The 20,846-nt window shown below is 43.1% G+C and carries 23 protein-coding genes and 1 pseudogene; 10 read left to right on the plus strand and 14 right to left on the minus strand.

All coding sequences use genetic code 11. From position 1 onward, the window contains the following. The first annotated feature begins 99 nt into the window (after nt 1–99). Nucleotides 100–372, plus strand: a complete 273-nt coding sequence (locus tag AAC852_RS13605; protein WP_141554520.1) for a helix-turn-helix domain-containing protein — start codon at nt 100–102, stop codon at nt 370–372. 636 nt (nt 373–1,008) lie between these two features. Here AAC852_RS13605 and AAC852_RS13610 read toward each other — a convergent pair. From AAC852_RS13610 to AAC852_RS13645, 8 genes are all read right to left on the minus strand, one after another. Continuing rightward, entirely contained in the window at nt 1,009–2,025 is a 1,017-nt protein-coding gene (locus AAC852_RS13610) for a tyrosine-type recombinase/integrase (RefSeq protein ID WP_340621487.1), read from the minus strand. Nucleotides 2,026–2,132: 107 nt separating this feature from the next. Beyond that, complete coding sequence (locus AAC852_RS13615) at nt 2,133–3,143, minus strand: TraI domain-containing protein (protein WP_340621488.1); 1,011 nt, start codon at nt 3,141–3,143, stop codon at nt 2,133–2,135. A gap of 227 nt (nt 3,144–3,370) precedes the next feature. Continuing rightward, nucleotides 3,371–4,060 (minus strand): N-6 DNA methylase, encoded by a 690-nt coding sequence (locus AAC852_RS13620; RefSeq protein WP_340621489.1) that lies wholly within the window; start codon nt 4,058–4,060, stop codon nt 3,371–3,373. A 108-nt stretch (nt 4,061–4,168) separates the two neighbouring features. Further along, nucleotides 4,169–5,092 (minus strand): DUF1281 domain-containing protein, encoded by a 924-nt coding sequence (locus tag AAC852_RS13625; RefSeq protein WP_340621490.1) that lies wholly within the window; start codon nt 5,090–5,092, stop codon nt 4,169–4,171. A 90-nt stretch (nt 5,093–5,182) separates the two neighbouring features. Then, nucleotides 5,183–5,476: a TA system toxin CbtA family protein gene (locus AAC852_RS13630; RefSeq protein WP_340621491.1), complete on the minus strand. Its 294-nt coding sequence runs from the start codon at nt 5,474–5,476 to the stop codon at nt 5,183–5,185. Between the two features lie 16 nt (nt 5,477–5,492). Continuing rightward, entirely contained in the window at nt 5,493–6,035 is a 543-nt protein-coding gene (locus tag AAC852_RS13635) for a hypothetical protein (RefSeq protein WP_340621492.1), read from the minus strand. 119 nt (nt 6,036–6,154) lie between these two features. Next, nucleotides 6,155–6,616 carry an antirestriction protein gene (locus AAC852_RS13640; protein WP_262947098.1) on the minus strand — a complete coding sequence of 154 codons (462 nt, stop codon included), beginning with the start codon at nt 6,614–6,616 and terminating at the stop codon, nt 6,155–6,157. After that, nucleotides 6,603–7,052, minus strand: coding sequence for an antirestriction protein (locus AAC852_RS13645; protein WP_340621280.1), 450 nt, complete (start codon nt 7,050–7,052; stop codon nt 6,603–6,605). Before AAC852_RS13645 ends, AAC852_RS13640 begins: the two co-directional genes overlap by 14 nt. 88 nt (nt 7,053–7,140) lie before the next feature. Between AAC852_RS13645 and AAC852_RS13650 the strand changes: the two genes are divergently transcribed. The 8 genes from AAC852_RS13650 to AAC852_RS13680 all read left to right on the plus strand — a co-directional run bounded on the left by AAC852_RS13650 (nt 7,141) and on the right by AAC852_RS13680 (nt 13,109). After that, nucleotides 7,141–7,377: a hypothetical protein gene (locus tag AAC852_RS13650; protein ID WP_340621493.1), complete on the plus strand. Its 237-nt coding sequence runs from the start codon at nt 7,141–7,143 to the stop codon at nt 7,375–7,377. Nucleotides 7,378–7,705: 328 nt separating this feature from the next. Beyond that, on the plus strand, nt 7,706–7,978 hold the full coding sequence (locus AAC852_RS20030) for a nitroreductase family protein (RefSeq protein WP_422824302.1): 273 nt from the start codon (nt 7,706–7,708) through the stop codon (nt 7,976–7,978). Next, entirely contained in the window at nt 7,959–8,732 is a 774-nt protein-coding gene (locus tag AAC852_RS13655) for a SagB/ThcOx family dehydrogenase (protein WP_340621494.1), read from the plus strand. Before AAC852_RS20030 ends, AAC852_RS13655 begins: the two co-directional genes overlap by 20 nt. Nucleotides 8,733–8,735: 3 nt before the next feature. Beyond that, nucleotides 8,736–9,932: a YcaO-like family protein gene (locus tag AAC852_RS13660; RefSeq protein WP_340621495.1), complete on the plus strand. Its 1,197-nt coding sequence runs from the start codon at nt 8,736–8,738 to the stop codon at nt 9,930–9,932. Continuing rightward, nucleotides 9,911–10,924 carry a nitroreductase family protein gene (locus tag AAC852_RS13665; RefSeq protein WP_340621496.1) on the plus strand — a complete coding sequence of 338 codons (1,014 nt, stop codon included), beginning with the start codon at nt 9,911–9,913 and terminating at the stop codon, nt 10,922–10,924. Before AAC852_RS13660 ends, AAC852_RS13665 begins: the two co-directional genes overlap by 22 nt. Further along, complete coding sequence (locus AAC852_RS13670; RefSeq protein ID WP_340621497.1) at nt 10,908–12,191, plus strand: hypothetical protein; 1,284 nt, start codon at nt 10,908–10,910, stop codon at nt 12,189–12,191. Before AAC852_RS13665 ends, AAC852_RS13670 begins: the two co-directional genes overlap by 17 nt. 89 nt (nt 12,192–12,280) lie before the next feature. Continuing rightward, entirely contained in the window at nt 12,281–12,751 is a 471-nt protein-coding gene (locus AAC852_RS13675) for a GNAT family N-acetyltransferase (RefSeq protein WP_340621498.1), read from the plus strand. 184 nt (nt 12,752–12,935) lie between these two features. Continuing rightward, nucleotides 12,936–13,109 carry a hypothetical protein gene (locus AAC852_RS13680; RefSeq protein WP_340621302.1) on the plus strand — a complete coding sequence of 58 codons (174 nt, stop codon included), beginning with the start codon at nt 12,936–12,938 and terminating at the stop codon, nt 13,107–13,109. Nucleotides 13,110–13,140: 31 nt separating this feature from the next. On the opposite strand, the gene AAC852_RS13685 is transcribed toward AAC852_RS13680, so the two are convergent. Then, complete coding sequence (locus tag AAC852_RS13685; protein WP_340621499.1) at nt 13,141–14,145, minus strand: IS110 family RNA-guided transposase; 1,005 nt, start codon at nt 14,143–14,145, stop codon at nt 13,141–13,143. A 252-nt stretch (nt 14,146–14,397) separates the two neighbouring features. Between AAC852_RS13685 and AAC852_RS13690 the strand changes: the two are divergent. Continuing rightward, a pseudogene (locus AAC852_RS13690) lies at nt 14,398–15,356 on the plus strand (IS110 family RNA-guided transposase). Between the two features lie 85 nt (nt 15,357–15,441). Here AAC852_RS13690 and AAC852_RS13695 read toward each other — a convergent pair. From AAC852_RS13695 to AAC852_RS13715, 5 genes are read right to left on the minus strand one after another with little or no spacing between them, the layout of a single operon-like run. Next, nucleotides 15,442–16,323, minus strand: coding sequence for a DUF6282 family protein (locus AAC852_RS13695; RefSeq protein WP_340610499.1), 882 nt, complete (start codon nt 16,321–16,323; stop codon nt 15,442–15,444). Continuing rightward, nucleotides 16,320–16,994 carry an RraA family protein gene (locus tag AAC852_RS13700; protein WP_340621500.1) on the minus strand — a complete coding sequence of 225 codons (675 nt, stop codon included), beginning with the start codon at nt 16,992–16,994 and terminating at the stop codon, nt 16,320–16,322. The genes AAC852_RS13695 and AAC852_RS13700 overlap by 4 nt, the downstream gene beginning before the upstream one ends. Further along, nucleotides 16,994–19,159, minus strand: coding sequence for an isocitrate/isopropylmalate family dehydrogenase (locus AAC852_RS13705; RefSeq protein WP_340621501.1), 2,166 nt, complete (start codon nt 19,157–19,159; stop codon nt 16,994–16,996). The genes AAC852_RS13700 and AAC852_RS13705 overlap by 1 nt, the downstream gene beginning before the upstream one ends. Then, on the minus strand, nt 19,156–19,911 hold the full coding sequence (locus AAC852_RS13710) for a hypothetical protein (RefSeq protein WP_340621502.1): 756 nt from the start codon (nt 19,909–19,911) through the stop codon (nt 19,156–19,158). Before AAC852_RS13710 ends, AAC852_RS13705 begins: the two co-directional genes overlap by 4 nt. Beyond that, a complete protein-coding gene (locus AAC852_RS13715; RefSeq protein ID WP_340621503.1) occupies nt 19,908–20,846 on the minus strand; it encodes a beta/alpha barrel domain-containing protein in 939 nt (312 codons plus the stop codon). The genes AAC852_RS13710 and AAC852_RS13715 overlap by 4 nt, the downstream gene beginning before the upstream one ends.

A 20,846-nucleotide genomic window follows, 5' to 3' on the forward strand; every position in this document is an offset into this window, starting at 1 on the left:
TCAGGCTGGGGAGGCTATGCCTCGCCGGAATAAGTGCCGGTCTGCAAACCCTGTCTGAATCGCCACCATCAATATTAATTAATGGAAGGGGTAGCAGGAATGAATAACAATAATGTTCAAAATGACTGGCATCAGGCCGATATCATCGCAGCATTGCGCAAACGCGGGACAACCTTAGCAGCGGTTTCTCGTGAGGCAGGACTCAGTTCATCGACATTGGCAAATGCATTCAGCAGACCGTGGCCGAAAGGTGAATGGATCATTGCAGATTACCTTGGCATCCATCCCTCAGAGATCTGGCCCAGCCGTTATTTCGATTCTTATACTGGAGAATTATTAGAAAGGAAAGCACGCTCTAAGCCACAGGAATAACTCGCTGTAATTTGTGATAGATGTCATAAAAATGAATATTTTTTTATATCAAGCCCTGAGATCAAAATGGCAGCCCAATTTGACCATTTTTAACCCTCACGGCTTTTTTGCTTTAAGATGATTTAAAAGTACACAATTAGTAATATAAATAAGAAAAATCAGTCAGATATATAATAAAAAGCAAGCAAAAAAACTTAGGGGCATTAAAAGGGGCATAAAAGGAAGGCAAGGTTATATACTTTGATTATTCAACAAGTTATAATGTTTTTCGATTCCGCCTCCGGCACCAAGTTTCCATGCGGGTTTGTCGTAGGTTGTTAAATTTCCTGACAAAAGCGCGAAAAAGAATCAATCGTTAATTAAATGTTAAATCCTAATCAGTTCAATTTGTACTGTTTAGTTGAGAAGAACATTTAAGACAAGATAACAGGGTAGCTATTTTAACAGTTACCCTTTTCTTGTTTAAGGTAATGATTTCAGTAATTGATTCTGATGTCAAGTGAGGTGAAAACTTCGCGGGATGCCAGTCCGGTATTAATCATCTTTTCATACCATATACCATCCATTGTTGATGCAGGGCAGTTCAGTCAATACCATCCTCCAGACTGAAAGCCGCCCTGTTCTTTTTAATCCGTTTTATTCCTTATCATCAGAACGATCGGTGTACAAACCCAATTCCCGCTCCAGCGTTTTGCCCGTTACTTCCATATCGAGATCAATGTACTCCATTGTGGTCGCGACATTACGATGCCCCAGTAATCTTTTTACCAACGGCAGGTTCCGATCCGGCGATTTCATCAATGTCGTGGCCACGGTATGACGAAAACGGTGGGGCGAGACCGCAAAATCACACTCTCTGGACAGCCGGCGAAAGAAAGAACGGAGCTGCTGTTTTTCCCGGTTGATATCATATTGGTAACGGGAAAGCCGGCTGGGGTGCGGCACACTTAACCGGCTGAGATCGAAAATCGGATCGTCGGCTTTAGCGCCGGCAGCCATCGCCCTTTCCACTAATTTTGCCAGCCGGGGTTTGAGCGGCGGGATAATCGGTACTTCCCATTCACTGTGGTTTTTACTGCCTTCCAGCCCCAGTTCAATATAATTGCTTTCCAGATTAATATCCCGCAGCCGCAGGTGCAGTAACTGGTTCTGGCGCATCCCCGTAAAGCGCAATGTCGCCAGCACTGTTAACCAATACCAGGTCGGATACAGAGCACAACGCCCTCCCCGTGGCATCACCCCGGTTCTTTCTTCTTCAGCAAACTTTCCCATCAACAGATTAATACGGGTTATCTGCGATTGACTCAAAATCTTCTTCTTTTTCTTCTCTTTTTTAACCACCGCATTGTTAAACGGGTTTTCGGTGTGGGGCAGCAGTTTTTGTTCCATGCCGAAATTAAAGATCGCCCGCAGGTGAGCCACCTTATTATTCCAGGTGTGGCTCGACTGTTTTTTCTCCACCAGAAGATGGCGCCGCCACCGCAGCACATCCCGGTGAATAACCTGCGCTGGTGAGGCCGCTTCCCCCATAAACTGGGTAAATCCCTTCGCCACTTTACGGTAACTCCACTCGGTATCCGGTCTCAGGATATGTGAAAAAAAGTACTCGTCTAATAATTCTTCCCAGCCCATTATTTCTTCTGTTCCGTGCATCATTTTTTCCTGTTATCAACAACCCAACCCGGCGGCTTTTCAATATAGAAAGCCGTTAATCATTCCGTTAAAATTAATTACAAACTAAAATTGTTTCATTGTTAATATCATGACGACTCATTCCCGGCAGGAGCAACATTTTCTGACGGCCTGCCTGTGCGTTTGCTTATTTTCAAATTGTTATCATTCTCATTTGCATTAATGAGCAATGAAACTTCATCATTGGATTGAAATAATGACAATAACGTCCGGGTATCGTCGGCCGTCGATGGAGAGGGACTTTTCATTTCAGTTGCGGGAGCAGCCGATGGGGTTTCCGGCCTTGTACCAGCTTCGGAAGCCAGGGTAGTTTCGGCTGCCGTTGGCACCCCCCCCTGTTTCACTAGCGGGGAATGCACCTGCCCGGCTGCGTCCTGAAGCAACGCGTCAATCAGGGGGACGGAGGAGGGACGACCATTGAGGTGCAACATCAGGCAATGCCAGGCTTCCGGCACGGAAACCAGCCACATGATGGCTTTTTCCGGTAACAAACTGGCGGCCAGCAAGGCTTCCTGTGGCACCGTCAGGGCATTTTCCGGTGTGCGAAAGCGGAAACGAAAAGGGTTACCGGGGATACAGACACCCGGCTGCCAGTCATGTCCATCATCCAGCTCCCCTTCCAGTTGCCGCAACAACGGCAGGTGGTAAAATAATGCCGTCCAGAACACAACCGCCTGCCATAGCAGGCTCTGGGCAGCCTGCGTTTCCGGTGCGGCCCCGGGGGGTAACAGATGTCCCTTCGCCAGCCGCACGGCACAGGTGGTAAACTTTAGCGTCAGGTCAGCAAAATCCCCGCTGCCCGACCAGTTACCTTCCGGTGTTGCCGGCACCTGTTGGACACGGCTCAGCAATTGCTTCACCGGTGCGAGATAAAAACGCTGATACAGCCCTTCGGGCAAGGCAGTGTTTTGCCATAATTGCGTCAGACACTGACGGCGCAGTGGGGTGGCCAGTAACTTATCCACCGATTGCGGCCGGAAATAGCCCCGGCTGTCACGAATGGCTTCCGGTTGTTGTTCGGATGATTTTTGCGGTGTGGCAGACTGGCGGGCAAAATGCGATTTAAAACGCTGAAACATGGCTTTTCCTCTTTCGGTTCAAATTGGGCTCAGTGTCGGTGAATCCCGGTCTGAAACAAGGAAAAACTCTTTTTACGGAAATGAAAATTAAACTGACTCGATTCACCCACCGACTCGCTTATCGGATCACCTTAATTTTCACTATAAATCAATATATTAAAACTACTCGAAAATAAGAAAGCGCCCCGAAAGGCGCATTAGAGTAACAGAACAGAGGCTGAAAAAATTCAGGCGGCCTGTGGCTGCTGATGCTCCCGTAAACGGTTCGACCAGTTACCCAGATAATGGGCCGGCGTGTAACGTGTCCGTTTGCTGCCGCCATCATCCAGCGCATTGCCGATAGTCACCGCGGCCGGAATGCCGGCCAGAGAAAGCTGGACGTAAGCCATCACCGCGGCCAGCGGATCAATATCAATCGCTGACACCCACAGGCTGCATAACGGATCATGCCCCTGCTCTCTCAAGACGTCGGCAGCGGCCAGTGTCATACAGCCCGCCCCACAAGCCGGCTCGTACAGGGTCACAAAGGGTTTCTCCTGCAAGCGTGCGGAAACATCCTGCAACTGTATCTCCGCCATCATTCTGGCGACACTCCAGGGCGTAAAGAACTGCTGAAGGTGTTTATTCCCCAGCTCCAGCCGCATAAACACCGTGCCGAGAAAATCGCCGGGCGCTTCTGCCAGTGCCAGCACGGCAGTGGAAAAGAGTTTTACAATCCGGTCAACATCTTCCCGCGCATATTTCCTGATGGTTTTCAGATAAAACTGCTCCAGCTCCTCACTGAAACAATATTTATTGTGAATGGCCGCCATTGCGCAGTGACAAAAATCCCGGAAGACCTGATAACGAGGCTGATAGCGGGCGGTTTGATTAAACAGCGAGATAAATTCCTGTTGGTAATCGGTACGAGACGCCATGGCGTGTTTTCCTTGTCGCATAAAAATAGGGAAAACACGCCCCGGAAGGGGAACGTGCTTCCCCCTTCGGTTGAAGTGAAAATAAAGAATAAGGTACTGAACAAATCGCTACTGTCCGACAGCAATCGCCGGCAGTGCCTGACTGATTTCGGGTTGTTCACCGTTAACCAGATAGAATGCAGGCCGGTTTTCGCGTCCGGGTAAGCCGTTACCGCTGTCTACATGCTCACCCTGATCATAACAATCGTAGCCTTTGAGGCTTCCTGACGGTTCGCTGTACCAATGGCGGATCTCGCAATCAAACATCGCTGACAGTTCCCCCATCAGTTCCGCAGAGGGCGGTGCCCACGGTGAATCAAAACGCACGGTTAAGCTGCTGACATTACGCCGTTCCCAGCGGACATGGTGACCGAACGGCCATTCCAGCCCGTAGTGCTCGTCGTAGAACTGTACGGTGGAGGCAATGCCTTTCAGCAATCCGCTGCTGCCGTTAATCTCGGTCGCTAACCGGGTCGGCATGATCATCAGCATATCGCAGGGCTGGGCGGATGTCGGAGACACATTCAGCCTGTCCCAGCAGGCGCCGGTATCAGGCGTCTCAGACCAGCTCACCATACCGAACCAGTCGGTATACTGGCGGATCAGCAGAGAAGCCATGATGTCACGCGCCGGCGCCGGTACATTCTCCCAGCGCAGCAGGCTGAGACCCGACTGACGGTACAGATGGTCGATATGTTTAATGGTGTCGCCGGTTAGCAGCGCATTATCCTGTAACAACATCAGCCACTGCTCAAAGGCCAGATGCTGCGCCGTCGGGGCCGCCGTCCCCCGTACCAGTTCCGGATACGGGGCATAAGTCTGGGGTTTGGTGGGTTTCAGTATCCCGGCGCACCCGGCCAGAAACAGCCGCAGACTCTGCAAGACTGCCTGACGGTAACGGGGCGCTTCTTCGCCACAGACCCATTGCTGCATCACATCGATACAAACGGATTTGCCGGTGATGTCCAGTTGATTCGTGATCCACTCTGCCATGGTTAAGTTCCTCTTGATTGATAATGTTAAATAAAGGAGGAACTGTCCCGGCGGGGAGTCAGTTCCCCCGTTGGGTAAGTAAAAAAGGATTTAGTGACTATCCGGTTTGAAAACATCAGCCAGCTGACTGTCGAAAATGACCATCAGTTCGTCATGCACCTCCAGGTAAGGCGTACTGTGCGTGATGACCGGAGCATTCAGCCGGGTTAAATCGTACTTATCGACTAATTCGTTAATGGCCTCAGAGGGCCGGATGCCGTTTTGTATCAGTTCAGCGACCGTGTCTGTTTCACACAGCGCCGTGTCCTCCAGGTTCAGGCCAAAATGCCGCTTCAGCAGCGTACCGGCAATCACCTGCCAGACGGTTAAACGTAAAGGTGCCATAGTCATACCTCATGGGTTAAACGCTGACTGTCGTGCCGTGCCGGAGAATATCCTGCACTTCACGGCACTGTTGGTAACAGGGCGAAACCGCATGCAGCGACAATAAATGCGCCTTATGCCATAATGCCCGGGCAGCCTCTGTATTCTGCCACCCCTGCTCAAGCACGGCTGACTGACACAACTGCTGCTGTTGCTTTTCCAGTGACAGGCGTTCTGATGCCCGTGTCACCGGCTGCGCCCAGACAATCTCGTCATAAAACCGGCCACCGAGCACTTTTCTGTCCCCGGCGTCATAAATCATCACGGTCAGCGGGAAAAAAACGCCCTGCGTTTGATGAGATAACGTTTCCGGCACCGGCCAGTCACCCAGTAAATGGATAACTTTCAGGCGCTGCACCGCTTCGGTTACCGAGGCTGCTTCGCACACGGTCAGGGTTTCTTCCCGCAGTGATTGCCTCGCTTGCGGGTGTTGCATCAGGCCAGTGACCTGCACGGTAAAAATGTCTTCATGGAATGTCGTACCGGCTTCATCTGATGCCGGTAAAAAAATCGGGTTCATCGGTATTTCCTTGATTGAATGTCAAATAAAGAAAACACCCGCCCGATATCAGGAAGGTGTTTTCGGCTCCCTGGTCAGGCGCTTAAGAAAAGGGTTAACAGCCTCATGGGCTGATAACGTTAATGATGTTTATTTTTGTTGTGGATAAGTAACGGACTGATAACGTCCTCTCCGGGTTTCAGCGTCATGACCGAAGCTATCAGGCCGCTTTCCGGGTGCTGTTGTGCATACTCCTGCAATGCGCAGAACCGGTACGCCTCCTCATTCGGGGTATCCAACACCGAGATACGGGCTGATACGATGGCCGTCACCGCCAGCCCGAAGGCATCGGCTGAAAGCGTGGCCGTGAATCGGATGTCCGGCAGATAAACGGAATACGTTTCCGCCCGTGTCGGCACCAGATAAGTCAGCGATTCAGACACCTGCCGGCTTGTCCATTGTTCAGGCTGGTCACCGCCGCATAACGTTGATACGGTATTCGCCAGCAGGCACCCCAGAAATAACCGTTCCAGCGGGGTTTTGTCGGGGAACACGCCTGACAGTGCAAGACTGTCCAGCATAATCAGTTCATTCTTTGGCATCACGTTCTCCCTTTAAGCCCAACGCTGCCCGGATATATTGCGCCTGAGGATGTTGCAGCGCATATTCACGCAGGGCGCAAAACCGCTCAGCGTATCCGTCCAGCTTCATCAGCGCCGTCAGATAACCCAACACGCTCAGGGTTACCATCAGCCCAAAGGCATCGGCGGAGACTTCACCGTTAAAGTCAGTCGTACCCACGTTGACCACAGCGGAATCCGACCGTGCCGGCACGATATAGGCGATGCGGTCTGACACCTTCCGGTACTGCCATCGGTCACACCGGTCATCGTCACACAGCACGGCAGCAGCTTTAATGAACGTGTGCTCCAGCAACATCAGTTCCAGTGAACCGGTGTGCGGAAAAATTTCAGCAAAAGGGGAGCGTTCAGCCGGGGACACAGTGTGCACTGTGGCCGGGGTAGTATTTTGTTGCATGGTATTCTCCTGATAAAAACAACGGAGAACACCTGACCCAATGGGAAACGTGTTCCCCGTTGGGTGACTGGCCTGTTGGCCATGATGAATGAGATTAAGAAACCTTCATCGTCATCAGACTGACGATATCTGCTTCCAAAGGGGCGCAGATGTACCACATTGTCGTGTACTCCCTTGCAGGCTACGGGAGTGTGATTGTCGCTGCCCGGAGGTGATCCTTACAAGCGACCGGATCATTGATAAATCTGATTACGCTAACCAATGGAAACAGTACAATCAAGCGGTAATTCATTTTCTGATACTGAAAATAATGTCAGAAACGTGAAGTTACTCACTTGAATTGATTAGATAGTGTCGTCATAAATAAATTCATGTAATAATCACCCTATATTACATGAATTTATTTATGACGACACTATCTAAGCACAATCCTGCATTTCGCCAATATTGAAACGCGTAGATTAAGGAAAGAAGCAGAACAGTATCTCGAAAATCAGCCTGAAAGGCTGTTTAATTCATCATTCTCAGCATTAGAAAGCTATTTCTTCGCATTCAATGTATCTGGTTTAGAGCCAGGTATCTATCACTATGACCCATTAGATCATCACGTAGTACTCATACGTCATGGCGATCTATGTGACGAATTAATCCAAATGTGTATTGGACAAGAACGTATACGGGGTTGTGCTTGTGCTTTTGTGATATCTGCAATTTGGTTGCGCTATATGTATAGATATCGTCACCCTAGAGCATATCGAACTCTAATGATAAATACAGCTGAATTAGCTCAAAAATATATACTCCTTGGAACGGCTTTTCATTTCAGTACTTTTTTGACTCCAGCTTTTGAGGATGACTATGCTAACCGTATCATGGGTATGAATGGCTATGAGGAGGCACCTCTATATGTCGTCGCAATCGGTTGATAGGAATGATATTTCTGATGATCGCTTCCCAAAACATTCGAAGGCAAGCTTGGCTTTTCACTTTATATCAAGTTTCGGTCATTTGTATGAACCATCTTCTTCATTCGAGGATTTAATTTTTGAGTCGAAAAGAAGCAATGTAAAAACAGATTATTCACCATATGATGCTCGATTATCTGATTTTTCAAAGATTTTGCGTTCTCGACAGTCCGCACGCAAATTTGGTCAAATACCACTCACACTTCATGACTTGTTAGATATTTTATGGTGTGCTAATGGTATTATACACGATAGTCCTGTAGGGCTATGTCGTACTGCTCCCTCAGCTGGGGGGTTATTTCCTGTTTCATCTTTAGTACTTTGTCGGGAAGTAGAGGATTTGCCGATGGCAGCTTTTACTTACGATCCACTCACTACTCAGCTAATTGAAAATAAAGAAATAAGCTTGCCATCCGATTTTTCTCTACTTTTTCGTACACGCCATATTGATTATTCATCTGCATCAGCAATTATCATGTGGGTAGGAAAATTGTTGAAAATTTGTCCCAAATATGGTGATCGTGGCTACCGCTACATGCTATTAGAAACAGGACATATAGCCCAAAATGCTTGTTTAGCCGCGACTAAGATGAATGTCCCACACATTGTTATTGGTGGCTTTGACGATGAATTCTGTGCTTCAACATTACGTCTTGATTTTCCATGGGAGTGTGTGGTCTATGCCATGGTTTTAGGCAAGAAAATAGAAGGGTGATCTATGTCTAATGATAATAAAACCCGTGCCTTTTTATCAGAATGGTTTGATAATCCATTATGTCAACTTCCCACAGTTTACCGTGAATATGGATATTCTTGGCCTGATGGAACCTTGCCCAGTGATTATGCTAGGATGTGGTTAAAATCAAATATCTCAAATACAGTATTACTACATATAGCTATAGCTATAGCTATATTGAATGTCTCATGTTTTGATGGCACTACGCGTTTATTGGTTGGCAGAGGTATAGATCCCAACCCTGATTGTGCTCTTTTAAAAGCTCGTGCAGAGGCGATAGAGCGGGTAGGCGCTTTTTGTCGACCTGCTGAAGAAATTCATTTTGCATCATCAAGAGAATTAAAAGGACATATACATTCTTCAGTAACTAATCTTTTAGAGCTTCGCCATGAAACTGATAATCCACGTTGGTGGATAACATGCAAAAATAAAATAGATGATAGCCAAAGTTTTTTACCTCTAGAATATGTACAGCTCGAATCTTTGGCTACTGTCAAAGAACCTTTGGTTTTCCCCGACTCTACTGGAATGGCCGTACATTCTTTATATGAAAATGCAGTACAGAACGGATTCCATGAAGCTTTGGAACGAGCTATTTTGAAGGATATTTGGCGAAGCGGTTTACCTTCTGTACATATGGCAAATGTTGATATTATAGGAAATGAACTGGCTTCATACATTGAGCAGATAGGCGGTTCTATCTGGCTTTCTCACATCAATCTAGAAAACGCTTTCAATTTTTATCTGGTATTATTTTTGGGAGATGGTATCAACAGCCCTGCTTTAATCACAGGTTGTGGTGTTGATACTTCTGACCAGCAAGCAAGATTGCATGCTATTAACGAATTGTATGGACAACTTGTACATTCCTTTGAAATATGGCCAAAATTAGTCTACGAAGATAAATACAAGATATCTTCAGGCTTTGAAGCTAATATGATGAAGGAAGTTGCTCAAGAAACACTTAAGCAGCTAAAATTTCATGATGCGGACAAGAATGATGTTGGTTCATTTATTTCTCCTAATGCAATTAAGCAAAATATAAGTGATTGTTTGATTATAGATCGCTCAACGCCATTGTCTGAGTTATTCGGGTTTCAGTCAGTACAATGCTTCCTGCCTGCCAATCTTCCTTTTTGTTGGAATGGGAGAATAAAATGCCTTCACCCTTTCTCATAAATAACCATATTAAAATTAGTAAGTTTTTCACTATGATTATTGCATCTGGTGAATGGTATACTTGTAATCCAGCCCAATTAAGGAAAGCTAAGATATCGGAGCCAAATGATGAAATCTTTCGGCTTATAAATAAACTATGCCAGACTGATAATTTAATAAACTTAGAATCAATTAGGGTTGATCTCAATTGGAATGAAGAGTTATGGTGGCCTATTATTGACCAATTAGAACAACTTGGGTTATTTGACCTTTCTGATAGAGAATCAGTTTGGACAGATACGTTTTCCTTTCCATTATCTGAAACTGATGTTGCTGGTTATATTTGTGGTAAATCTCTTCTTTACCATGCAAACTACTCAGAACCAGATGTATATAATCAAGACCGATATCAAATGGAAAGATATTTAAATATATCGCCTCCACCATCCACTTATTTAATGAACTCTCATATTAAAACAGGACGCCTTCCTCATCCTGCATTTTATCCATCAGGTTATAAACCGATAACAAAATTTGAGAAGCTTGGTTTTTTGCTTTTTTGGACACTTGGGAAACTTCGATTAGCACGTTTTCTCGATGTTTTAGATGTAGTTCTTAAAGCTGTACCGTCAAAGGGATGCCGTCATCCTTTCAGGATAAACGTAACTATTAGCAATAATAATTACGTTGAGATTTATGAATATAATATGCGATATCATTCATTAATTTTAGTTTCTTCGGAAAAATGTGATGGTCAAAATTTCTTTGCCTTCATTCGGGTCAAATGGAATTTTGAACAATATCAATGGCGTTATCGTCACTCCTGGGCCTGGAAAGACCTTTTTTTAGACTTAGGTCATCTTAATGAGCAAGCTCGCTTTGTTGCAAAAACATTGGGATTAAACTTATCTATTGATTACTTAATCGATGCTCAAGATCCTCACCTTCTTATTGACGAGACGGCTATTACTTGGTGTTTATCGTTGGAGACACAAAATGAAAAATTTAACTAATGCAATTATCGAATTACCTGTAGGATTAGATTTAAATTTTTCTCTTCCTTGGCATGAACTTTGTCTTGCAGTCCGTGAAAGCGACTATGTTAACGTAGCAGATTTGTTTCAGGCTGTTCTGCCTTCCCCAATATTACAGGCTCAAACTGAACTTAATCGATGTATCCTCAATGGACTGAACAGTGGCTTTTGGGATGACGCCGTTGCCGAATTCGGGCAACTTCGAGATGCTCAATGTTTTGTATTTCTGGGATTAATAAGAGCAATGGAAGGTAAACCTGCTGAACAGGGCTTGCTAGCAGCATGTCGTACATCTAAAATTAGATACTTAATTGATATTATTGAAAATAATCTTGATATACTGGGTAGCCGTATTTTTGGAACCCCGCTCGATTTTCATGGGCGTCATATTGAGTTTTATGATATTGGATTAATCGAAGGAGCGTTCAGGCGTGGCCTTGGGCAATATATAGCTCTATTTAGCCCGTTTTATTTTTCTGGTTGGAGCGATTCTACACGACAAATTAACTATCGTCGCTCAATTCTTTTTCATAACATTATCAAAATTCGATTTAATCATCTAACTGCTCCATTACTTAACGAGCATTTCATGGTTAATGGTGCCTCGAGTATTTTAGTCAATATTTCCGAAGAAAAATTAGACCAAGCCTTTGTTTTGTGGTTGACTCTTCATGAATTATTACATGGTTCTGGACCGATCCCCTTATTTGGTGCAGCAGTAAAAAAAATACCCTTGGGTTTGGTCTATGCAGGTATTGAGGAATTTCGTGTTGATATGTCTGTCTGGCTCTTACTGGAATCATGTAAGGATTTATTTGGTGAATTAGTACCTATCACTCAAGAATTAATTTTAGCTGAACGCCTACTTCGTTCTTTTCGAAGTGGATATTGGAAAAATTCATCATCTGGCGGAATTTTAGCCAGTTCTGATGCTGAGAATGGTCTTTTTTGGTTCAGTTGTCTTATCCAGAGTAACGTCGCTGAGATTGATAACATTTCTATCAACGTTGATACTAATAAAATTAGCAGTGTTTTATTCAAAATTCTTGATGAAATTTATAACTCAGAAAATAATGCTGCACAAACAGATGGTGGACAAGAAATTTTATTAAAATTTGCAAAATGTCTTCGCACGCGTTATTTCCATTTCATGGAAGATAAGTTCGGCTATACTAAACATCAGTCTTATTTTAATAGTATCCTATCCCCGTACCCAACTCATTTAAACTTTAACACTATGTTTTAATTTTTATAACAATTTTATTCTCACAGATAATACCAGAATGTTTTATTATTATGATATTTAAAATCAGAAAAGCATGTGTATATGATGCAATGAAAATTGCATTATTACATGTTAAATCATGGCAAGCCGCTTATAAACATATTATTCCAGAAAAGAAACTTGGGAATCTGTCTGTCCATAAGAAAGTAAAATCTTGGTATAAAAGATTAAATCGTTCTGACACTGGTTTTCCTAAAACTCTTATTGCTGAATATGATGATGAAACATTTGGATTTTGTTCATTTGGTGTTTCAAGAGATGACCCTAATACTGGATCAATTTTTGCCATTTATTTTTATCAGAATTATTGGGGAATGGGTTATTCCCAAAAATTAATATATGCTGCTCTTGGAGAATTGAAATTATCAGGTTTCAAATTTGTTACGCTATGGGTTATAGAAGATAATTTTAGAGCTTTAAAATTCTATGAAAAAATTGGCTTCACTCCCTCTGGAAAATATAAAAAGGTTAATATTCTTGGTTGCGAAATTCGTGAGATATGCTTAATTAAAAAAATATAACTTAGAGTCTATCTCAATATCCTCATCGTAATTGAAGATACTTGATTTTTCATTCGTATCAGATCAGAATCGCGTCCATGAATATTAATCTGACAGGTGCCCAAAAAGATCTATGGTCACCCCCATTTTTGCAACACTGATTTTTGACCTATGATGGGCTTGCTTAAATCTATCCGGCGTCTCAATGGGCAAGGATGCCCGCGCCACGATGAGTTCCGCGCCTGATGAACCTAAAAAGCCCTTCGGCTTCAATGAGCCATTCTTTTTGTCAGGCTATTCATCAGGCCGACTGGCCGTTCATGTCATCAATAATCAGTCTTCGCAAAACCAGATGGGTAACTTGTATTTAACTGCTTAATAAATAGCCTGCTGAATTAGACCGCTATATATCATGCCTGATACTCATTTTGCTGAGTGGTGATTGCCCATGCTATTCGTGCCAGCTTGTTTGCCAAAGCACAGGCAACCACATTCGAATGCTTCTTACTAAGTTGTTCCCTAACCCACTCAGCAAGCCTGCCCTGCTGATGCTCAAGCCGCATCATGAACGCGCGGGCGCACTGAACCAGCAACCTGCGCAGGTTTTTATCACCTCGCTTACTGATACCCAGCAGGGTTGATTTGCCCCCTGTGCTGTATTGTCGGGGGGCAAGTCCTGTTAAGGCTGCAAAATCCCTGCTGCATGAAAATTGATTACCGTCACCGAGCTGGGATGAGAGTAAGCTGGCGGTAATCGGCCCAACACCGGGTATTGTCATAAGACGTTGAGCTGTAGCGTCTACTTTGATTGCCTGCTCTAATTCAGATTCCAGCTCTGATATTTGCGCAACAAGGTAAAGATAATGGGCATGTAATTTCATCAGCAAACGCACCAGATATTCAGGGATTTCGTGTTCTGTCAGCACCAGAGAGAGTCGTCTAATTACCGCATCACCTTTTGGTAAGCTGATGCCAAATTCCAGCAAAAATCCATGTATCTGGTTAGTGGTTTTTACCTTATCTCTGATAAGTGATTCTCTGACCCGGTGTAGCGCTCTCATTGCCTGCTGGGTCTCTGTTCTCGGCTGGACAAAACGCATTGATGGTCGTGAGGCGGCCTCACATATCGCCTCAGCATCAACAAAATCATTTTTATTACTTTTGACAAATGGGCGAACAAACTGTGGAGAAATCAGTTTAGCGTCATGTCCAAAATTAGAGATACGGCGGGCCATAAAATGAGAGCCGGCACAGGCTTCCATTACAACAGTCGCTACCGGGCATCCAGCCAGAAACTGCATCAGCTGAGTACGCGTAAACTTTTTGCGCAGGAGAGCCTTACCGGACTTATCCTGACAATGGACATGGAAGGAATGCTTTCCGAGATCGATACCAATAAGCGTGACGTTTTGCATGATGGCCTCTCCGTTAAGGGATTCACCTTAATATTAATAGCGTACTGCTATTAAGGTGGGGGTGACCATCTTGTATCTTTAATCTGGTTTATGCTGGTTAAGTGAGATTGGCAACAATCATGCAGTCAGATAACCATCAAGGGATTAAGCCCGTTAATGAGCTTTCGACGCATGATTGTTACTTTTCTTCGAGAAACCCGAACAGTTGCTTGAAATAAAATTCGCATTGGCAAGAATGGGCGCCGAAGAACCATGACTGAAACGATTTGTGTCGGTATTGATGTTGCCAAAGCTTCACTCGAAATTGCGCTTAGTACACAGGGCATTGTCATGACATTCCCAAATACCCCTGAAGGCCATGATCAACCAGCATCTACTTTGGCTAACTATGAGATTGATTTAGTTGTATTAGAAGCAACCGGGGGTTATGAGATGCCCGTTGCTTGTGTTTTGCAGGCCAGAGGGCTAGCTGTTGCTATCGTCAATCCCCGACAAGCCCGTGATTTTGCTAAGGCAATGGGATATCTAGCCAAAACCGATAAAATAGATGCTCAAATGCTGGCACAGTTAGCCCTGGTTTTATCGCAACAAACAGATCGGGATAAAATAATCAGAGTGTTGCCCTCTGCTCAGCAACAAGTGCTGCAAGCCATGATCACACGCCGTTGCCAATTAGTCACACTTTCCGTCTCGGAGCGCCAAAGGTTAGGAAGTTGTCATCCAGACATTCGAGAAAGCATCACTTTAATGATCAGCTTCATACAAGAACAACTTAAGGTCATTGAATTGGCGTTGTCTAAACACATCAAGGCCTATCATCGTTCCAAACTCGATTTATTATCGACAGTAAAAGGCGTGGGTCCTGCCACAATAGCCACTTTGATCGCCGATGTCCCGGAGTTGGGTCAATTAACCCGCCGTGAAATTAGTGCCTTGGTTGGCGTTGCACCGTTTAATCGGGATTCTGGGTTCTTCCGGGGAAAACGAACAATTTTGGGAGGAAGAGCAATGGTGCGTCGAATGCTTTATATGGCTACGTTAACAGCTATTAGGTTTAATCCTGTTCTCTGCGCTTTCTACAAGAGATTAACCGAAGCAGGCAAGCCAAATATAAAGTCGCCATCGTTGCTTGTATGCGTAAATTACTGGTCATTCTCAATGCAATGATAAAAACAAATAAACCATGGGATGAATCGTTCCATACAGTTTAAAGTGAAAGACAGTTGCTCATTAACCGTCACTAAATTTCTCCTGTTCATGAGTCATTAATTAGTGACGGCTTAGATAAAACTCCGATTAATTAGGAGTTAACATTCGCAACGGATTCAATAAAGATATATCCCGGATACGTGATTCACTAAGACCTGCTGTTTTAAACCAACACTGGCTATCACTCAACCACTGTTCAATATCTGGTTGTGATGGCTGACCAAGATCAGAACTATAAACTACATTATTTACTTCTGATAATACCTCAAAAAAATCGTCAATTGTCTGATAACCGAGATAAACTGTCAGCGCTGTCTGTTCTACATAGAGCCATTCATAAACACCCAACTCTTTAATATCTTTAAACTTTAAACCCGTCATCGGACTAGCTGGTTGGTTAAGCATAAACTTACAACCACCTTTGGCAATAATCACATCAATAAGTTGCATAATTTCATAACCAGAAGCATGACCCGATGACAAAACAACATTATGCTGCTGTGCAAAGTCAATTAATTCATGAAGTTCTTTACGTACGCGTCCGTTGTTATCGACAATAGATAAATATTGCTGGGCAAAAGTTTGTGCTGTAGCATTTGACCAAGCACGTTTCATTACACTTTTATGACCTGTTGGAACAATAGTTGGTAAATGAACTAATAATCTAGGCGCTTCATAAAACTGATACTGACTCAGTGCCTGGATTACTGGATTGAGCGCCAACCCCCCAGCTACCGCATTCAAAACAACTGAACCAAAAACTGGAAGTCCTTCCTCTTGAGCCAATGAGGATAAAGCAGCAACACTCCCCAAATGGTTTTTAAGTACAACGCCGCCATTATGGCGCGCATATTCTCTTCCAGTTTCCAGCACATTATACCGCCGAATGTAACTATCAGGCCGTGCATGATAATGAACATCCAAAAAATGAAGTTTTTTCGCCCAGTATTCTATGAACTTTTTATTCATAATGCAGGCTTCCAAGGCACAGCATATCCCAATTTTTCACGAGCAGAGACCAAATCCTCCCCATTAATTATTGCCTCAATTATGGCTTGCTCAGTTTTATCAACATTTTCAGCACGTTCTATAACTGTCAATAAATGTTGCTGTGGAATGACTAACGCACCATTATCATCAGCAAAAATCCAGTCTCCAGGAGATATCATTACTTCTCCAATGTTCAGAGTACATTGTATTTCTACAACTTGAGCCCGATTTTTTCCAGATACCATGTAAACCCCAGTCGTAAATAAAGGATATGCCAGTTTGCGTACCTCAGATAAATCTCTAGCTGAACCATAAATTACAGAACCAGCGATTCCTTTTTGTATAGCCTTAGACGTCAGGATATTCCCCCAACTGGTACAATCTGTACGTCCTTGATTATCAACTACTACTACGTATCCAGAAGGTACTTCATCAATATAGTTTCCAGCATTAAGAAACCTACCTTGCTCTGGAATAATAGGTTCATAGCGTACGGTAAACGCAGGCCCAGCCATTTTAATTCCAGAGTTACGTGGCACAATCCCAGCCAACCCTGTGGGAATATATAAACTATCCATTGCATCCGATATAGCTGCACTGTCCAGCGCCATTAAACGTTCTTTGATTCGCTCAAATTGTGTAGTTTTCATTAGATTTCATCCTTGGATGTCCGGGCACACATGACACTCCATGCCGCATATTCGGCTATGACTTGTCTGAGTAGTAATTTATTACACGGAAAACTTATAGAGTGCTCACATCCATCATTATCTATGGTTGTTAAAGTCATTTTTCCTAATATTTCTCCATCAAGCAAAAATGTCTGTATAGAAGGAGAGGCCGTAACACTCACTGAAAGGGGCTTTTGAGTATAATTCACTGGGTACTCAATACGTAAATACTCCTGTAATTCAGCATCATCTGTACACCAATCAATACAATATTCTTCCTTGAGTTTTTCCATCGCTGTTGTTTGGCAGTTGCTAACCAATTTTCCATCAAACATAAAACCAAAGTCAGTTAATTTCTGCTCAGAAAGAGGAAGGTCTGCAGGAGTAGTGACTTGTACTATTACATAAGGGGCTTTCCACAGATAATTGATATCGCATTCAACATCGTCGAAAAATGAATTCACCAACATACCTACCTTGCTTTCACTAATACCGATCAATGTCCATTGGTAGTTTAACTCCCTTGCTCCAACCGCCGGTGAAATCGAGTATTCTTCTGACAACATTAGCTGCATCTGAGAAAGTGGGCCAGGTAGCACGACTATTTTGCTCCCATCCACATTAAGACTAAAACCAGGGGCTGTTCCCGCAACATTGAGGATAATATTTGCACTGGTTGGAAACATTGCCTGAACTTGATCCGAAGAGTCACAATATACACCTAACTTTTTTAACTGTTGCTGTATTCCCACCCAGATATTGTCCCGCATTTCTAAAGTCTGTCCTGCTACTCTAGCTATAGCCTCACGGGTTTTATCATCTGGCGTAGGACCAAGTCCACCACATACAACAATAAGCGCATCTTGCCCCAATCTACGAATTACTGCTGTAGCAATTTGGTGTATATCGTCTGCACAAACCTGATGCTGTTTTATCTTATACCCCTGTTTTAGGAGATAATTACTAATATGCTGAAGATTTGTATTTAAATATTGACCACTCAGGAGTTCATTACCAATTGTAATAATCGACGCAAAATTGTTGGTATATTCTTTCCTCAGAGTATGAATAATAGCCTGTGCCATTTGCTGGGTTGTTGCATTTCCTCCCAGATCATAAGTTACGGTTCGCCCTTCACGTATTACACTGTCTACCGCTTGATTAATTTTTATGGCTGCATCAGAGAAGCCAATATGTTCTAATAGCAGTGCTATTGTGTAAAACATTGCTGCCGGATTGGCTTTATTTTTACCGGCCATATTAGGTGCACTACCATGAACTGGTTCAAAGTAAGCAATATCGCTACCTATATTAGCGCTAGGTGCTAAACCAAGTCCGCCCATAACTCCTGCAGCCAAATCCGACAGAATATCCCCGAACATATTTTCAGCAACAATGATGCCAAATTCATGTGGCTTTTTTACTAGCCACAGCGCTACTGCATCTACATTGTGAATATCTGCTTTTATTTCTGGGTAGTTTGCTGCAATAGTATCAAAAATAACTTTTGCAAAATGCCCACTTTCCCTCATAACATTTGGTTTATCAGCAAAAGTTACACGTGTGTAATTATTTTCCTTCGCATACTCAAAAGCAGTAGTAAACAACCGCTCCAAACCAAAGCGTGTTTGCAAGCGGACTGACCATCCCACTTCTTCAGGGCCATATTTGTCTATATTAGGGTGAGTTAACCAATCTGCTATAGTAGTGGGAATTCCTTTAAAATCGAATCCCGCATATAATCCTTCTGTATTCTCTCTAATAACACAACATCGAAAAGGTTTACGTTCCCCTTCGATATAACGTACTGGTCGAATATTTGCGTATAACCCCAAACGTTGACGTAATTGGATCACGGGTGATACATAATTTCCTGCTTTTTCGCGAAGATATAATGGAAGTGCCTGTAGAGCCTCTTCTTTGCCTTTACTAGTAATGGCCCCAAGCAATACAGCATCAACTGAAGATATTTGTTCCCAAGTACTTTCAGGTACAGGATTACCTTCTCTTTCCCAACAAGTCCAACCAATATTGCCTATTGTTAATGTAACAGGAAGCTCTAAGGCTTTGAATACAGGTAGAGCAGCATCACATACTTCTTGACCAATACCATCTCCTGGTAAAACAAGAATTTTTTTATTCATAATATTCTGAGCCAATCTTTAATCATATTGTTAACAAATTTCGGTTTATCATCCCAAGGCCTCATTCCTGCTCCGTCTACAACAACAAAACAATGCATGGGATTAGCACTCAGCACTTGATTACACACAGTGGCTAGTTGTGAACATTCACCCACTATACTCAAGAATTTTCCCTTGTAATTGCATAATGTTGCTCTAGCATCCAATTGTAGCAGTAATGAGAACCCTACTATTAAACGTCTCTGAGCAATTTCTCTTAAATGATTTGGTATATCGGACATAGGGGGAAGTGGAGTTCCACCTTTAGGAATAACAAAGTCATGCAATACTGAGATTGCTTCATTCAGCTGATTTTCATTCAATAATGTTATCAATTGTCCTAATCTATTACTAAGTAATATATCTGCATACCCAGGACCACTCACTGAAATTACGCCTGTTAACTCATTTAAACGCGGTGCAAGTAACTGTACCAAAGTACCAGCCATCGCAAAGCCAATAAGTAGATAAGGTTTGGAAAAACGCTGAACTAATTCATGTTCAATAATATCAATAGCATCATCAGGATCAATAAAATTGAGTTTAACAGGGTTAATTAGGGATAATGTATCAATAATAGATACCCTATATCCCATATTCTCTAACAATGAAGTTAAGGATGAACAAAAATTCCCATGATCCCAAAGTGGCATTATTGGAGAAAGAATTACTGCTTCGAGGCTGAAATATCTGGTTTTATTATACGGTGTCACACCGTTGCTCCACGCAAAGATTTAATAAACTGAAATGCATAATTAATTCCATTATGTAATTCTTCTTCAAGAGCTGTTTTATTTTCCACGCTCAAATTATATATTCCCATCATTACATCAATAATATCGCGTTTAGATGCAGTAAAACAATGATGAGATTGCAGTTCATTCCATTGTTCAAATACGTATTCAAGGTTATATTTCTGAATCCCCTGACTCAGATTGAGAAATGAAAGCCAGCTTTCTAAATTGAGATTTCCAGCCCCTTTCCCCATTCCAGATAAAGAGCTATCAATAAAGTTGGCTCCGGCTTTCATAGCTTCAATACTATTCGATGTAGCCAGTCCTAAATTATCATGAGGATGGAATCCTAATTGCAATTGAGTAATGGTTTTTATACTATGAAATAATTGTGATACTTGCTCTGGGAATAAACTTCCATTTGAATCTGCTAGATAGATGATGTCAGCACCAGCCTGTTCACATAGCCTAATAGTTTCGATAATCTTATTTACAGAAATCTGGCTTACTCGTGTAAAATTAATACTCACTACAATTCCGGCTGCTCGAGCGATTTCGCATAATGCTAAACATGGTTGTGGGTTGTCTGTTTTAATACATAATCTAAGCAAACTAACACCATTCGCCTTCATTGCATAAATATCATTAGCATTAATATTATGTGGGTGGGCAATGATTACCAATTTTGCTTCTGGTACTGCCTGATGAATATCACTAATGTAACTATCTGGAGATATACCGGTTATACCAATATTTGAAATAGGTTTAAAAGATCCATTACGATAACCAATTTCGAACCACTCAACACCAGCTTGAGTCAGGGACTTAACATGTTTTTTTGCATATTCTGTTGTAAAATTAAAATTATTTAGGTATCCGCCATCACGTAATGTTACATCTATATTATTAACCAT

The organism is Xenorhabdus siamensis (genome assembly GCF_037996745.1).
GTDB classification, from domain to species: Bacteria; Pseudomonadota; Gammaproteobacteria; order Enterobacterales; family Enterobacteriaceae; genus Xenorhabdus; species Xenorhabdus indica.

What these genes read in the sequence shown, in the direction of transcription:
- AAC852_RS13635 (WP_340621492.1), bottom strand. Translation starts at nt 6,035, where the DNA reads ATGAACCCGATTTTTTTACCGGCATCAGATGAAGCCGGTACGACATTC.
- AAC852_RS13615 (WP_340621488.1), bottom strand. Translation starts at nt 3,143, where the DNA reads ATGTTTCAGCGTTTTAAATCGCATTTTGCCCGCCAGTCTGCCACACCG.
- AAC852_RS13610 (WP_340621487.1), bottom strand. Translation starts at nt 2,025, where the DNA reads ATGCACGGAACAGAAGAAATAATGGGCTGGGAAGAATTATTAGACGAG.
- AAC852_RS20030 (WP_422824302.1), top strand. Translation starts at nt 7,706, where the DNA reads ATGTGTATTGGACAAGAACGTATACGGGGTTGTGCTTGTGCTTTTGTG.
- AAC852_RS13655 (WP_340621494.1), top strand. Translation starts at nt 7,959, where the DNA reads ATGTCGTCGCAATCGGTTGATAGGAATGATATTTCTGATGATCGCTTC.
- AAC852_RS13685 (WP_340621499.1), bottom strand. Translation starts at nt 14,145, where the DNA reads ATGCAAAACGTCACGCTTATTGGTATCGATCTCGGAAAGCATTCCTTC.
- AAC852_RS13620 (WP_340621489.1), bottom strand. Translation starts at nt 4,060, where the DNA reads ATGGCGTCTCGTACCGATTACCAACAGGAATTTATCTCGCTGTTTAAT.
- AAC852_RS13680 (WP_340621302.1), top strand. Translation starts at nt 12,936, where the DNA reads ATGGGCAAGGATGCCCGCGCCACGATGAGTTCCGCGCCTGATGAACCT.
- AAC852_RS13715 (WP_340621503.1), bottom strand. Translation starts at nt 20,846, where the DNA reads ATGGTTAATAATATAGATGTAACATTACGTGATGGCGGATACCTAAAT.
- AAC852_RS13645 (WP_340621280.1), bottom strand. Translation starts at nt 7,052, where the DNA reads ATGCAACAAAATACTACCCCGGCCACAGTGCACACTGTGTCCCCGGCT.
- AAC852_RS13630 (WP_340621491.1), bottom strand. Translation starts at nt 5,476, where the DNA reads ATGGCACCTTTACGTTTAACCGTCTGGCAGGTGATTGCCGGTACGCTG.
- AAC852_RS13605 (WP_141554520.1), top strand. Translation starts at nt 100, where the DNA reads ATGAATAACAATAATGTTCAAAATGACTGGCATCAGGCCGATATCATC.
- AAC852_RS13640 (WP_262947098.1), bottom strand. Translation starts at nt 6,616, where the DNA reads ATGCCAAAGAATGAACTGATTATGCTGGACAGTCTTGCACTGTCAGGC.
- AAC852_RS13675 (WP_340621498.1), top strand. Translation starts at nt 12,281, where the DNA reads ATGAAAATTGCATTATTACATGTTAAATCATGGCAAGCCGCTTATAAA.
- AAC852_RS13705 (WP_340621501.1), bottom strand. Translation starts at nt 19,159, where the DNA reads ATGAATAAAAAAATTCTTGTTTTACCAGGAGATGGTATTGGTCAAGAA.
- AAC852_RS13700 (WP_340621500.1), bottom strand. Translation starts at nt 16,994, where the DNA reads ATGAAAACTACACAATTTGAGCGAATCAAAGAACGTTTAATGGCGCTG.
- AAC852_RS13665 (WP_340621496.1), top strand. Translation starts at nt 9,911, where the DNA reads ATGCCTTCACCCTTTCTCATAAATAACCATATTAAAATTAGTAAGTTT.
- AAC852_RS13650 (WP_340621493.1), top strand. Translation starts at nt 7,141, where the DNA reads ATGAGATTAAGAAACCTTCATCGTCATCAGACTGACGATATCTGCTTC.
- AAC852_RS13660 (WP_340621495.1), top strand. Translation starts at nt 8,736, where the DNA reads ATGTCTAATGATAATAAAACCCGTGCCTTTTTATCAGAATGGTTTGAT.
- AAC852_RS13670 (WP_340621497.1), top strand. Translation starts at nt 10,908, where the DNA reads ATGAAAAATTTAACTAATGCAATTATCGAATTACCTGTAGGATTAGAT.
- AAC852_RS13695 (WP_340610499.1), bottom strand. Translation starts at nt 16,323, where the DNA reads ATGAATAAAAAGTTCATAGAATACTGGGCGAAAAAACTTCATTTTTTG.
- AAC852_RS13625 (WP_340621490.1), bottom strand. Translation starts at nt 5,092, where the DNA reads ATGGCAGAGTGGATCACGAATCAACTGGACATCACCGGCAAATCCGTT.